13 protein-coding genes and 1 pseudogene are annotated in these 13,998 nt (G+C 34.1%); all 14 read right to left on the bottom strand.

Annotated elements, in window-relative coordinates; all coding sequences use genetic code 11:
- Positions 1 to 189 (bottom strand): annotated as a pseudogene (locus CI949_RS09775) (EamA/RhaT family transporter); the annotation flags it as partial.
- Positions 190 to 248: 59 nt separating this feature from the next.
- Entirely contained in the window at positions 249 to 2,582 is a 2,334-nt protein-coding gene (locus CI949_RS09770) for a glycoside hydrolase family 65 protein (RefSeq protein ID WP_089723214.1), read from the bottom strand.
- Between the two features lie 34 nt (positions 2,583 to 2,616).
- Positions 2,617 to 3,426 carry an Asp23/Gls24 family envelope stress response protein gene (locus CI949_RS09765; RefSeq protein WP_089723215.1) on the bottom strand — a complete coding sequence of 270 codons (810 nt, stop codon included), beginning with the start codon at positions 3,424 to 3,426 and terminating at the stop codon, positions 2,617 to 2,619.
- Positions 3,427 to 3,730: 304 nt separating this feature from the next.
- Positions 3,731 to 4,972, bottom strand: a complete 1,242-nt coding sequence (gene fabF, locus CI949_RS09760) for a beta-ketoacyl-ACP synthase II (RefSeq protein WP_089723216.1) — start codon at positions 4,970 to 4,972, stop codon at positions 3,731 to 3,733.
- Positions 4,973 to 5,003: 31 nt separating this feature from the next.
- Entirely contained in the window at positions 5,004 to 5,933 is a 930-nt protein-coding gene (gene fabD, locus CI949_RS09755; RefSeq protein WP_089723217.1) for an ACP S-malonyltransferase, read from the bottom strand.
- Positions 5,934 to 6,083: 150 nt separating this feature from the next.
- On the bottom strand, positions 6,084 to 7,073 hold the full coding sequence (locus CI949_RS09750) for a beta-ketoacyl-ACP synthase III (RefSeq protein ID WP_089723218.1): 990 nt from the start codon (positions 7,071 to 7,073) through the stop codon (positions 6,084 to 6,086).
- Between the two features lie 159 nt (positions 7,074 to 7,232).
- Positions 7,233 to 7,838: a hypothetical protein gene (locus tag CI949_RS09745; protein ID WP_089723219.1), complete on the bottom strand. Its 606-nt coding sequence runs from the start codon at positions 7,836 to 7,838 to the stop codon at positions 7,233 to 7,235.
- 111 nt (positions 7,839 to 7,949) lie between these two features.
- Positions 7,950 to 8,387, bottom strand: a complete 438-nt coding sequence (locus CI949_RS09740) for an MOSC domain-containing protein (protein ID WP_089723220.1) — start codon at positions 8,385 to 8,387, stop codon at positions 7,950 to 7,952.
- Between the two features lie 88 nt (positions 8,388 to 8,475).
- Positions 8,476 to 9,024: a molybdenum cofactor biosynthesis protein B gene (locus CI949_RS09735; protein ID WP_089723221.1), complete on the bottom strand. Its 549-nt coding sequence runs from the start codon at positions 9,022 to 9,024 to the stop codon at positions 8,476 to 8,478.
- Positions 9,005 to 9,487 (bottom strand): cyclic pyranopterin monophosphate synthase MoaC, encoded by a 483-nt coding sequence (moaC, locus tag CI949_RS09730; RefSeq protein ID WP_089723222.1) that lies wholly within the window; start codon positions 9,485 to 9,487, stop codon positions 9,005 to 9,007. Before moaC ends, CI949_RS09735 begins: the two co-directional genes overlap by 20 nt.
- A gap of 2 nt (positions 9,488 to 9,489) precedes the next feature.
- Positions 9,490 to 10,449: a GTP 3',8-cyclase MoaA gene (gene moaA / locus CI949_RS09725; RefSeq protein WP_089723223.1), complete on the bottom strand. Its 960-nt coding sequence runs from the start codon at positions 10,447 to 10,449 to the stop codon at positions 9,490 to 9,492.
- A 15-nt stretch (positions 10,450 to 10,464) separates the two neighbouring features.
- Positions 10,465 to 12,378, bottom strand: coding sequence for a molybdopterin biosynthesis protein (locus CI949_RS09720; RefSeq protein WP_089723224.1), 1,914 nt, complete (start codon positions 12,376 to 12,378; stop codon positions 10,465 to 10,467).
- Positions 12,379 to 12,406: 28 nt separating this feature from the next.
- Positions 12,407 to 13,660, bottom strand: coding sequence for a gephyrin-like molybdotransferase Glp (gene glp, locus CI949_RS09715; RefSeq protein WP_089723225.1), 1,254 nt, complete (start codon positions 13,658 to 13,660; stop codon positions 12,407 to 12,409).
- Positions 13,661 to 13,714: 54 nt separating this feature from the next.
- Positions 13,715 to 13,998, bottom strand: a 284-nt coding sequence (locus CI949_RS09710) for a transposase (protein ID WP_290765747.1), incomplete at its 5' end; no start/stop codon positions are given.

Here is a 13,998-nt window from a genome sequence, read left to right as displayed (position 1 = left end):
TAAAAAATAACGCGCATCAGCTCTGTGTTTAATTAAAAAATATGGAGTTAAAATTAGCACTGTAAAAAACATTCTATAAAAAGCAGTTATTAATGGTGGTGCAGTAGCTACTTTTATTAAAACACCTGAGGTAGACAAAAAGAAAATACCTACCGCAAGTAATATATATATTTTTTTCTTATAATCCATTTTTACACCTGCTTTGATTATTTTTGATCTTCTGTCTTTCTTTTTTTATTGTACTTTTTTTATAATTTTACTTTTTCTGCTAAATTACTTTCTTCTAATGAAATTAACTGCTCAAAATGTTTAAATTCTACCTTATCACCTGAAATCAGCATGTATTTAACAGTGTTTTCTTTAACTGTCACCTCTATTTGACTACCTTTAAAACGCAGTCTAAACTGATAACTATTCCAACCATCAGGTAAATGGGGATGGAAATATAGCTTTCCATTAAACATTCTCATGCCGGCAAAGCCCTGTACTAGTGAAAGCCAGGTTCCGCCCATACAGGCTGTATGTATCCCCTGATAGGCATTTTCGTTATAATCATCAAGGTCAAGTCGGGCAGTCTGCATAAAATAATTATAGGCCTGATTTTTATAACCTATTTCCGAGGCAATTATACTGTAAATTGCCGGTGATAGTGAAGAATCATGGGTTGTTTTAGGTTCATAGTAATCATAGTTTCTAAGCTTCAAGTCCTGGCTAAACTGGTCTCCAAGCTGCAGCATCAGCAGCATTACATCTGCCTGCTTAATTACTTGATAACGCCAGATGATTAATGGATGCCAATTTTTAACCAGCGGCAATTCTTCTTCTGGAATATTATCCACTTCTATTGGGTTTTTATAAAGAAAGGAATCATCCTGAGGGGTGATTTCTAAATCTTTATTGTACGGAAGATAGATATCTTCTTTTATTTTTTTCATCTCAGATATTTCTTTTTCAGTCAGGCCGATTCTTTCCGCCAGACGCTTATATTTCTCAGGTGCTTCTTTTTTGATAATCGCTGCCATTTTAACTGCAGTATCCAGGTTAAACTTAGCCATATAATTTGTATAAGCATTATTATTGACACCAGGCTTATACTCATCAGGTCCACAGACTGTATTAAAACAAAACTTATTATCTTTCATTGGAATATAGCTACCCAGGCTGATCCACATTCTAGCTGTTTCAACTAAAATTTCAAGACCAAAGTTTTCCATAAACTCCTGGTCATTGCTAACCTGATAATATAAATTTAAGGCATAAGCAATATCAGCATTGATATGATACTGGACTGTAGACCCCATAAAAAATCCTGAGGCCTCTTCCCCATTAATTGTCCTCCAGGGAAATAAGGCTCCATCCAGTTTTATTCTTTCAGCATTCTTTCTTGCCTGATCAAGTGTATTATATCTAAAAAGCAGCAGATTGCGTGCTACTTCTGGACGCTGAAAAGCATAAAAAGGAAGAACATAGCTTTCTGTATCCCAAAAATAATGGCCTTCATAATATTCTCCACTGATTCCTTTGGCAGCAACACTAGTCTGACCATCTTTTCCAGCAGCCTGTAGTATATGAAAGGCATTAAATCTAAATGCCTGCTGTAAAGCATCGTCTCCATCTATTTTAACATCTACATCCTGCCAGTAACCTGTCATAAATTCTGCCTGTTCTTCGAGAAGATTTTCAAAACCAGAAATTGAAGCTCTTGCCGCTGAGGCTCTGGCATCACTAAGGGGGTTTTCTCCAGCTTCCTGACTGTGGTTGACACCTACAATTTTGTCAATTGTATATTCTTCACCCTGGCTGGCGCTGATTTCAAAAATCCAATCAATTCTATTATCTGAAGATCTCTTTTTTACTTTACAATTATCTTGAGTATGACCTTTGATCGAATGTTCCACAACATATGCTATTTTAAAATTAGTACTTTTAACATCGTGCAGTAGATGGCCGCTTTTACTGTCAACTTCGCTTTCTATTACCTCTAAAGCTTTTTTATCTCTTAAGTGATGATGATTGCTTACATCACCATTAATGGCTGAGTTAAGACTAATTTTACCGGAAAAATTGATTGCTTTAAATTGATACCTAATTGCACCAATATGTTCTCTGCTTAATGAAATCAAGCGGGTAATTTTAATTTCAATTTTTCTTCCCTGGCGATCTTCCCAGATAATATATCTTTTAAGTACTCCCTGTTTTAAATCTAGTTCCCGATTATAATCTAAAACCTTGCCTTTAAGTAAATTTAGTTTTTCCTCGTTAATATATAAATTAATTTCACTCCAGTCAGCTAAGTTAATCATTGTCTGACCTTTTTTGGGTAAATTAGGTGCTTCTTCCCCATAAATAATTTCTTCTGAAGCATAGACTCCGTTAATATAAAAACCAGGAGTTGTTGTTTCTTCACTACCTGGATAATCTTCTTCTAAAGTTCCTCTTAAACCAAGATAGCCATTACCAAGAGAAAAAATAGCTTCATTGTGATGATTATTTTCTAATAAAAATTCCTCTTCGGTGATTTTCCAGTCTTGATATGGATATATTGAATCTTTATCCATTTTTTTGGCATGATAATTTCTCAATTTATTTACCCCCTCAATAACTTAATGAAATATCTTAATCAACACTTAAAGAATAAATTTCAATATCAATTTCTTTAACATTGATTCCTGTATTATTTTCTAAATGTACTTTTAGTGCTGACCTGAATTCATTAACAAAATTTGTGATAATTAAACCATATCTAATTTCTAAAGATAGATCAACAATAAGCTGGCTGTTTATTTCTTCAACTTTTACTTTTTTGAAAGCAGTAATCTCCTCAAAATCCTTAATCAAATACTCTATAAAACTTACCAGTACTCGATTACTGATGCTCAAGTTTCCATAAAAGCTAAAACGCGGCCGAACTATACTTTTTTCATGGCGGACTGTCTCATCATCTTTTTTGAAAAATAGTTCTAGTGAATGCAGCAGATAACCTGAGAAATCTTGCTCTACTTCAATAGTTGGCACCGGAATGACATGTTTGCCTTCATTATTTCTGACTGAAAGTGCTTTTTCTATCTCCTCTGCTGAAGAAATTTCTTCAATATTAATATACTGGTCAATTCCATGAAGTTCCAATCGCTCATCAATTCGCTCAACCATTCCCGTAGAAGTGCCTAAAATCAATATTTTATCTTCATCTATTTCTTTAAGACATTTTTTTACTTCTTCTGTTTGTTTTTCATCATAAAAAAGAGCCCTTCGAATTGCTCCCATTTTACTTTCTTCTCTTTTAGCAGAGCTGCCTGCCATTATTTTACCGGCATAGATCAGCAGACCATCGTCAACTATCAGGGGTATCTGATATTTATTTGCTAAAAGTACCGCACGGTGGCTTTTACCTGTTCCACTGGGCCCAACAAGAGCATATACTTTCATATTAAAAAATACCTTCTTTCCTAAAATATAATAGAATCTTAGAACTGTGATCAACTTGTAATAATCATTTTCTAGTGCTTATTTTTAACTTATTATTTCTAAAATATTTTTTTGAAATTATCACTTAACAGCTTGATTATATATTTTTTCCAGCCTTATTTCAATTATTTAGGACAATAAAATAAAAGACCTGCCCGATTTTTTCTTGAGCAGATCTTTATCTCTATTTTTAATAGCAAATTTATCCAAAGTTAATTTTAACTAGTTAAACAGCTATTAAAGTATTTTATTTTAGTTTTAGTTATTAATTTTGATATTTTTTAACAATGATACAGGCGTTTTGACCACCAAAACCGAAGGAGTTACTTAAAGCTGCATTTAATTCTGCTTCTCCAGCTTGATTTGGTTGATAGTCTAGGTCACAGCCTTCTCCACCTTCTTCAAAATTCATTGTTGGAGGCACGATATTTTCTTTGACTGCCATAGCAGAAATTATTGCTTCAACCCCACCAGCAGCACCTAATAAATGGCCTGTCATTGATTTGGAAGAAGATACCTTTAGCTTATAAGCATGGTCTCCAAATAATTTTTTAATTGCTGTTGATTCATATTGGTCATTTAATGGTGTTGAGGTACCATGAGCATTAATATAATTAATTTCCTCTGGCTGCATTCCAGCTCTTTCTATAGCAGCTTTCATAGCTCTAACTGCACCTTCTCCTTCTGGAGCTGGAGAGGTAATATGATAAGCATCTCCAGATGCACCATAGCCAACTACCTCAGCTATAATATCAGCACCTCTTTTTTTAGCGCTTTCCAGAGTTTCTAAAATTACTATTCCTGCACCCTCTCCAATTACAAAACCATCTCTATCTTTATCAAAAGGACGACTTGCTTTTTCCGGTTCATCATTTCTACTTGATAAAGCTTTCATATTACCGAATCCGGCCACTGCAGATGGTGTAATCGAAGCCTCTGTACCTCCAGCAATCATAATGTCAGCAGCACCTCTTTTTATTGTTTCAAAAGCTTCTCCAATCGCTGTTGTAGCAGATGCACAAGCAGTTACTGGGTTAACATTAGGTCCTTTTGCACCAGTATAAATTGCTACATTACCAGCTGCCATATTAGAAATCATCATCGGAATAAAGAAAGGACTTACTCTTCTAGGTCCTCTTTTATTAAGCTTTGCTACCTGTTCTTCGAAAACTTCTATTCCACCAATACCTGAACCAACCATTACTCCAGCACGATCAGCATTTTCTTCATTGATTTCTAAACCGGAATTTTTTACTGCTTTCATTGCTGCTACGATAGCGTACTGACTGTATAAGGCTAAACGCTTAGCTTCCTTACGATCTATGTATTCTCCTGGATCGAAATCCTTTAGCTCTGCTCCAATTTGACTCGGATAATCTGAAGCGTCAAAATTTTCGATTTTAGATATACCTGATTTACCTGCTTTAATATTTTCCCAAAATTCGTCTAATTCTAAGCCCAGTGAATGTACAACACCTGCACCTGTAATTACAACTCTTTTATCCATTAAATATTCTCCTCCTAAGTCGAAATAAGTTCTATTTTAATTTTTTTAATGTTTTCTTTAAGCTTTTTTCATCTTCAACATTATATGCATTAAGTGAACGGTCAATTCTTCTCATTAAACCTTTTAGCACTCGGCCTGGGCCAACTTCAACATAATCTTCATAACCATCTTCTTTAAATCTCTCAATTGTCTCTACCCAGCGGACACTATTATTTAACTGTTTAATTAAAGCCGACTTGATTTCACTGCTTTCCTTAACATAATCAGCTGTGACATTAGCGATTAAAGGAATCTGAGCATCTTTAAATTCCACAGATTCTATAGTGTTTTTTAGTTCTTCTTTAGCTGGCTCCATAAGTGGTGAGTGAAAAGCTCCACTTACAGTTAAGGGGATTACTCTTTTGGCTCCTTTTTCTGACAGCAATTCACCTGCAGCTTCAACTGCTGTAACTTCTCCGGAAATAACTACCTGACCAGGAGAATTATAATTAGCCACAGTAACAATACCATCTATTTCTTTTAAAACTGATTCTACTTCTTTATCAGCCAGGCCAATTATAGCTGCCATTGTTCCTTTCCCTTCGGGATCAGCCTGGTCCATTAGTTCACCACGGCGGCGCACTAATTTCAGACCATCTGCAAAAGAAAGAACACCGGCTGCATAAAGAGCGGAATATTCTCCTAAACTGTGTCCGGCTGCTGCTGCTGCGTCTAATCCATGTTCAGCTAGAACTGCTTTGATCATTGCACTTACAGTGTAAATAGCAGGTTGTGTATTTTTTGTATTATTTAAATCTGCTTCTGGACCATTAAAAATCATATCTTTTAAGTCAAAATCTACTATTTCTTCTGCTTTATCTAAAATACTTTTTGCAGCTTCATAATTCTCATATAATTCTTTTCCCATTCCAACATACTGTGAACCCTGTCCTGAGAACATAAAAACTAAATTACTGCTCATTTGAAAGCCTCCAGTTTAATATTTTTTTCACTTATCTTTCAATTCATCTTTTATTATATATTTTTTTACTGTGATTTTTCAATTAATTTAAGCCAATTTTATTTTAAAATCATTTTTACAGTTTTATTTCTTTAAAGTTTTATTTCAATATTATTTAAGATCATTCCATTCAATTACTGCCGAAGCCCAGGTCAAACCTGCTCCAAAAGCAACCAAGACAATCTTATCACCATTATTGACTAATCCTTTTTCTTTGGCCTCTGCTAAAGCAATCGGAACTGAAGCTGCAGATGTATTCCCATACTCGGGTAGATTAACATAAACCTGATCATCATTTAATTTTAACCTTTTAGCTGCTGCATCAATAATTCTGGTATTTGCCTGATGAGGAACTAATAGATTGACATCTTCTTTTTTTACTCCAGCTTTTTTAAGTACTTTAAGTGAAGCTTTACCCATTGTTTTAACTGCAAATTTAAAGACTGGAGTACCTTCCATTTTCAGAAAATGGCCCCGGTTATCAATACTCTCATGTGAGGCAGGAGTTCTTGATCCACCAGCTGGTTGATAAAGGGTATCTGCACCAGTACCATCTGCTCCTAAATCAGTTGCTAGGAATCCACCTTTGTCAGCAGCAGAAACTACAGCTGCACCAGCTCCATCACCAAATAAAACACAGGTTCCTCGATCTTCCCAATCTAAAATTTTTGATAAGACCTCGGCTCCAATAACTAAAACATTATCATACATTCCAGACTCAATGTAATTTACTGCTGTACTTAAGCCATAAACAAAACCGGAACAACCAGCACCTAAATCAAAAGCTGCTGCATTTTTTGCTCCCAATTTTTCCTGAACAATACAGGAAGTTGCTGGAAACATCATATCCGGTGTGATAGTTGCTACAATAATTAGATCAAGATCTTCAGCTGCAAGTTCTGCATCTGCTAAAGCTTCTTTGGCAGCTTCAAATGCTAAATCTGATGTTGCCTGATCTTCAGCTGCAATTCTTCTTTTTTCTATACCTGTTCTTGTTTTTATCCATTCATCGCTAGTATCCACAATTTTTTCTAAATCATGATTTGTCATTATTCTATCTGGAAGATATTTACCCAGACCTGTAATTGTTGCTTTTCGCAAAATATTCACCTTCCTTAGTTGGTCTATATAAATTTATATCACTTTTTCGACTCTTAGTCAAGTTTAGCAAAAAAATAATGGCAGGAAGCTGATAAATTTTGCAAATTACTTAAAGTTAAGCTTAATTTGCTAATATTTACCAGGCTGCTGCCAATACAACTAAAAGAGTCCAAGCTGACATTTTACTATTTTAACCTTCTGTTCTTTTACTACCTTACCAACTCTAGGAACTGACATTTTTAAAAGTTCAGCCAAAAGATGTGACTGATAACATGTCATTTTGTCTGACTGGATTGTAAATGGTAAATCACCCAATTTACCAGCTGATAATAATGTGTTTGTATTAATCTTGACATTAGCTCTATTTTTTACCATCTTTGCTGATTCTTTTTCAGCTTTATCTTGATTTTCTAAATAAAATAACAAATCAGGGTTTAAAAAATTAATTATTGTATTACCTTCGATAAATAATCTTTCTATATCATCATCTAAAAGATTGCGAGCTAGCTGATAAGCTGTTGGAAGTTCTGAAGCAGGGCTTTCTAAAAGCAGCACCTTATCTGCTCCGTGTTCTACAACCCTGGCGGTATCTGTACCTGTTTGATTAATTATTCTAGGATCATTAATCACCTTATATTGGTCAAGATCATTATTAACTGATGTTTTAATAACTGCAGTTTTAGCACAGCTATCCTTTAACATTAAGGAAATTAAAGTAGTCTTGCCAGCCTTACTTGAAGAAGCGCTGACCCCTATCATTTCCATTGTTATTCCTCCTTAAAAAAGAAATTATTTTTGATAATTATGTAATTTCTTTAAATTTTAAATATCTACAATTAAATATTAAAACATCTGCTCTTAAAAATCAAATTATATTCAAATAAGTTCTAATTTAGCTCCAGCTTTTATTAAGCCACCTTTAATTACTTTGGCAAAGATTCCTTCTTTCGGCATTACACAATCACCTATTTTTTGCATAATTTCACAATCATGATGACATTTTTTTCCGATTTGAGTGACTTCTATAATAACTTTTTCGTCAATTTTTATTTTTTGTCCAACTGGAAGTTCATAGAGTTTATCTAAGCCTTCTGTTGTAATATTTTCAGCAAAATCTCCAAATTTTAATTCATAACCCTGGTTTCGCATTTTGTCAATACTACTTTCATCTAAAAGGCTCAACTGACGGTGCCATTTGCCGGCATGAGCATCCCCTTTTAAACCAAAATTTTCAATTAAAATCCCTTCCTCTATTACTTTTTTGGTTGTTCCTTTTTCTTCACTCAAGCAAACTGCTTTGATTTTAGCTTCCATCTATTCCACCTCTGTAATTTTTATTTCTTAAATAATCTTTATTTATTTAATTCTTAAGAAAAAAATAGCCGAATCTCTAAAAAACTAGTTAATGATTATGATCATGTTGATGACTGTTGTCATTGCTGTGACGGTGTTCTGTAATTTCCCCTTTTAAAATCTTTACTCCATGGGGAATAATTTCTATTACTGCATCCAAGCATTCTCTAACTGCTTTGGGACTTCCTGGAAAATTGATAATTAAGCTTTCTTTTCTAATACCAGCTCTGGCTCTTGATAATGCAGCCTGAGGTGTTCTGGCAAGGGTATCAGCTCTTATTTTTTCTGGAATTCCCGGCACTTCTTTTTCTATTACTTCTAATGTTGCTTCAGGAGTAATATCACGTTTGGCAAAACCTGTGCCACCTGTGGTTAAAATCAAATCCGCTTGCTTCTGATCTGAAATCTCAATTAAAGCTTTTTTTATTTCGGCCTTTTCATCAGCAATGATATCTTCATACACAATTACGGCTCCAATTTTTTCCATCATTTCTTTAATAATTGGGCCACTCAGATCTTTTCTTTCTCCACGTGAGCCTTTATCGCTAATTGTTAAAACTGCTGTTCTTATTTTAAATTTATTTTTCTTCTCGCTCATAAATCCCACTCTTTCCTCCTGCTTTGTACATTAATTTGATTGATCCGATCTCCATTGATTTATCAACTGCTTTAATCATATCGTAAATTGTAAGGGCAGCTAGATTAACAGCAGTCAGAGCTTCCATTTCGACTCCAGTTTGACCGCTATTTTTAACTTCTGAAAATATTTTTATTTTATTTTCAAAGTTTAGGTCAAAATCAACTTTGATACTGCTTAAAAGTAAAGGGTGACACATAGGTATTAAATCCGAGGTTTTTTTAGCACCTGTGATTCCTGCAATTCTTGCAGTCTCAATTACAGCTCCCTTTTTTATATTACCTGCTTTTATTTTTTTTAAAGTTTCAGGCTGCATTTTAATTTCTCCTACAGCTCTGGCGGTTCTTTTGGTTGTTTTCTTTTCTGAAACATCTACCATCTGTACTTTCCCGTTCTGGTCAACATGTGACAATTCTTTATTCATTTTCAGCCTCCAATTTGTGACATATTTCGATTATAAGCCTGTTCTGCAAAATCAAGATGGTGACAGGCCGGTTTTAATTTTAGTGCTTCTATAAATGCTGATTCAATTTCTGAACTATTTATTTCTTTAATCTTAACTTCTTGATTACCTGCCAGGCAGGGCTTTATTTTGGCATCAGCAGTTAAACGCAGTCGATTACAACTGCTGCAGAAATGTTCGCTAAGGGCAGAAATAAAGCCAATTGTACCTGAAGCACCTTCGACTTTAAAATAATTGGCAGGCCCACTGCCCTTAGTTACTGCAGGCAGCAATTTATATTTGTCTGCAATTATTTTTTTAATTTCTTTACTGCTGATAAATTTCTCAGCTTCTGCTTCGCCTCCCAGAGGCATATATTCTATAAATCTAATATTTAGTTCTTTATTTCGACTTAATTCCACAAAATCTAATATCTCGTTATCATTAATCCCTTTCATCACTACCATATTAATTTTAACAGGTTTGAGATCTGCTTCAAGTGCAGCTTCAATTCCAGCTAAAACATAGCTTAAAGCCCGACGCCGTGTGATCTTCTCAAATTTTTCGGAACTCAAACTGTCTAAGCTGATATTAATCCTATCTAAACCAGCTTTTTTTAATGAAGATGCTTTATCTGCCAGAGCCACAGCATTAGAGGTCATTGAAATATCCTCTAAATCCAATTTGTTAAGTTCTTTAATTAAAGCTTCCACATTTTTTCTAACTAATGGTTCACCACCAGTTAGACGAATCTTTTTAATGCCCATTTTAACAGCAGTTTTGGCTATTTTTATTATTTCTTCATAGCTTAAAATCTCCGAGTGATCTTTTTCTCTGACTCCTTCTGCAGGCATGCAGTAACGGCAGCGAAGATTGCAGCGGTCAGTTATTGAGATTCTTAAATAATCTATTTTTCTTCCAAATTGATCAATTAATTTCTGCATTTAATTGCCTCCATTTTAAAGTTCTAAGCTTTTAATTTTTCCACTTTCCTGGCAGTTATAGCCCCCAAGTTTTTCTATTTTAGCTTTTATTTTATCTTGATTTAAGAGTTCTATTAATTTTTTGACCCGGGGATCATCTATATATTTCTCTCGTATTATTAAATCATATTTTTCTTCAGCTAAAGCCAAGAAATCAACATCCATAACTTCAGCTGCTGCTCTAATACCTAAAGCTGCATCTGCTGAACCCCGTCCTACAGCGGCTGCAGCTGCAATGTGTGTAAACTCTTCTTTTTCATAACCAGAAATTTCTGCCGGCTGAATCTTATTCTGTTTTAAAAGATAATCAAATAAGACCCTAGTACCTGCACCACGCTGTCTGTTAATATAATTAATATTTTCTCCTTTTAAATCATTAATGTCTTCTATATTTTTAGGGTTTCCCTTTTTAAGATATAAACCCTGTTCTCTCTGAACTAAATTGACTAAAAATATTTTTTCTCCTTTAAAAAATCTTTTTAAGTAAGAAATATTGTACTCACCTGTTACAGGATCTAAAAGATGGGCACCCGCTAAATGAGATTCTTCTCTTTTTAGAGCTGTTAGACCTGCCATTGATCCTACAGTCTGCAGTTTTAAGTCAAAATTATAGTTTCTTTCTCTGATTTCATTTCTAATTAAATCTAAACTTAAATCATGGCTTCCAATTAAAAGCAGATCATTTTCTATTTTACTTTTTTCTTTTAAAAGAATAACTGGAGCTTGATCTCCAGGATGAAGGCCTTCTTTGTTTTCACCTATTTTCATAATTCCATCTGCTTTCAGCATTGATTCCATAGCTGAAGATCCCCTTTTTAAAGGAACTGCAGTGAACTCATTTTCACTATTACTAATTAAATTAACTCTTAAAAACTCTTCTAAACCTATTTCCGATGGAACTTTACGGTTTACAACTGCTTTGATCTGATTAAATTTTGGAGCCTGGTCTCCCTGAAGTAAATAAACTATTTCTCTAATAAAAAGCTGATTATCCAGCCAGGCAGAAAGTGGATAACCTGGTAAGCCAAATACAGGTGTATCTTTTACTTGAGCTGCAATCAGAGGTTTCCCAGGCATAATATTTACACCATGAAATAAGATTTCTCCTTCATTTTGTAAAATATCTATTGTAAAGTCACCTCTGCCGGCAGAAGATCCGGATAAAACAATTACAAGATCACTTGCCTCAACTGCCTGCAGCATTTTGCTTTTAATAATTTCTTTTTGATCTGCTAAAATTTCTGTTATTTTAACTTTGGCTCCCCACTTGTTTAAAGCTGCTTTAACCATTTTTGAATTAAATTCTACTAATTCACCAACTTTAGGCTTTTTTTCGGCGCTGACTAGTTCATCACCGGTTGGAATTATTGATACTAATGGTTTTTTATAGACTTCAACTTCAGTGACTCCCGCTTCTAAAAGAGCTGCTAGATCATAATCACTAAGCTTATGATTTGTAGTAACCAATAAATTACCTTTGACAGTACTCTCGCCAATAGAACGGATATGATTCCAGGGTGGAACTCCTTTTTCAATCACATAATATTTTTTTTCAACTTGGTTTACTTCTTCGATTTTTATAACTGCATTAAATCTTTCTGGTATGGGATCACCAGTATCTACAGGCTGAGCTTCTTTACCAATTTTCAGTTTAATTGGCGATCTTTCACTGGCTCCAGCAGTTTTTTGAGCTTGAACTGCAATTCCATCCATTGCAGATGCATAAAAATCGGGAGCTGAACGTTCTGCATAAAAAGGTCTAGCAGTAATTCTTCCTTCTGCATCTACGGTTTGAATTTTTTCGGTCTCAGTTCTTAAATTTTTAAATCTATTTTCTAATTTAGCTAGGGCATCTGCTAATGAGATTTTATTTAAATATTTTTTAACCATTTTAAATTAAATACCTCTTTTCTATTTATTATTCAATTAATTTTAATCTAACTAATTCCCCTTTATCAATTCCCTCTTTATTTTGAGGGATTTTTAGCACTGCATCACCATAGGCTAAATTGGTGATCAGGCTGGATTTTGCAAGTAATGGCTCTGCAAATAATTTTTCATTTTTCTCAATTATTTTTACCGGAATATATTCTTCACGGCCTTTATCTGAGACTAAATTTCTTGTCAATTCTGCTTCAATAAAATACTTATTATTTTCACTGCCCATTTCTGAAGGCTTTTTTTCGCCATTTAAAACCCGTACAATTTCAGCTGATAGGACAGTATTTACAGTCCAGGCTGAAGCAGGATGACCGGGCAGACCGACAACAATAGTCCCCTCAATATCAGCTAAAATAGTTGGTTTCCCTGGTTTAATGGCCAGACCGTGTAACAATACACCTGGCTCTCCTAGAGAATTAAGTAAATCGATTGTCATATCTTTGATTCCAACCGAACTACCACCTGAAATTAAAACCAAATCTTGTCCTAATTCTTTTTGTAAAGCACTTTTTAAGTTATCAAATTTATCTTTAATAATACCAACTTTTTTTGTTTCTGCACCTATTTTATCTAAATAAGCAGCAATAGAATAACTATTGATATCTCGAATCTGTCCTGCTTTGGCTTTTGCTTCTGCGGGAATTAGTTCATCACCAGTTGAAATTATAGAAACAGCTGCTTTTTGAAAAACATCAAATTCTGTTATTCCTAGACCAGCTAAGGCTCCAATATCTCGGGCCATAATTTTATGACCTTTTTTAAATAACAATTCTCCTGCACCAATATCTTCAGCTTTTTGGACAATGTTTTCTCCAACAGCAAGTGCTTTAAAACTTTCAATCATCTTAGATTCTATTTTTTCAGTGTCTTCAATCATTAAAACTGCATCTGCATTTTGGGGAATCATTCCCCCAGTTGGAACAGCTGCTACCTGACCACTTTTTAATTCAATTTCTGTCTTTTGGCCCATCTGAACACTGCCAATTATATCTAAATAGGTCGGCATTGATGCTGAAGCCCCTGCTGTATCAGCAGCTTTAACAGCATAACCATCAACTGTTGAACGACTAAAAGGCGGTAAATCAACTGGAGATAAAATATCTTCAGCCAAAATTCTACCTGCAGCATTATTTAGTTTAATTTTTTCAACCTGCAGCTTCTTTTTTTCTAAGCAAGATTCTAATTGCTGCCAAAATTTTTCTAATGGATTCAATTCTAAAAATTCTCTCATATATAAATTTCATTCCTTCCAATAAGGTAACGTCAAGTATTTTGTGTAAATAAATTAATATCTTTCTTCAAATAGTTGAATTAGCTTATCTCTAGCAGCTAAAAATCCTTTTAATCTTCGTTCTGACCACTTAGAATTATAGTCTAAGATCTTAAGATATAATATTTTTTCTGCTGCTTTTTCATTTGGTAAACTGTTCATTGTTTTAAGTCTTTTTCTGATTTCTTTATTGGCTCTTTCAATCCAGTTAGTTGTATAAATTGATTTTTGAATACTATCTGGATATTTATAGAAAGCAAATAATTCATCTTTATCTTCAGTTGATTTACCGCCTTTTA

The sequence above is a fragment of the Halanaerobium sp. genome (assembly GCF_003070835.1).
The sequence above is the reverse complement of the archived record's forward strand: the minus strand, read 5'-3'. Positions and strand labels throughout refer to the sequence as shown.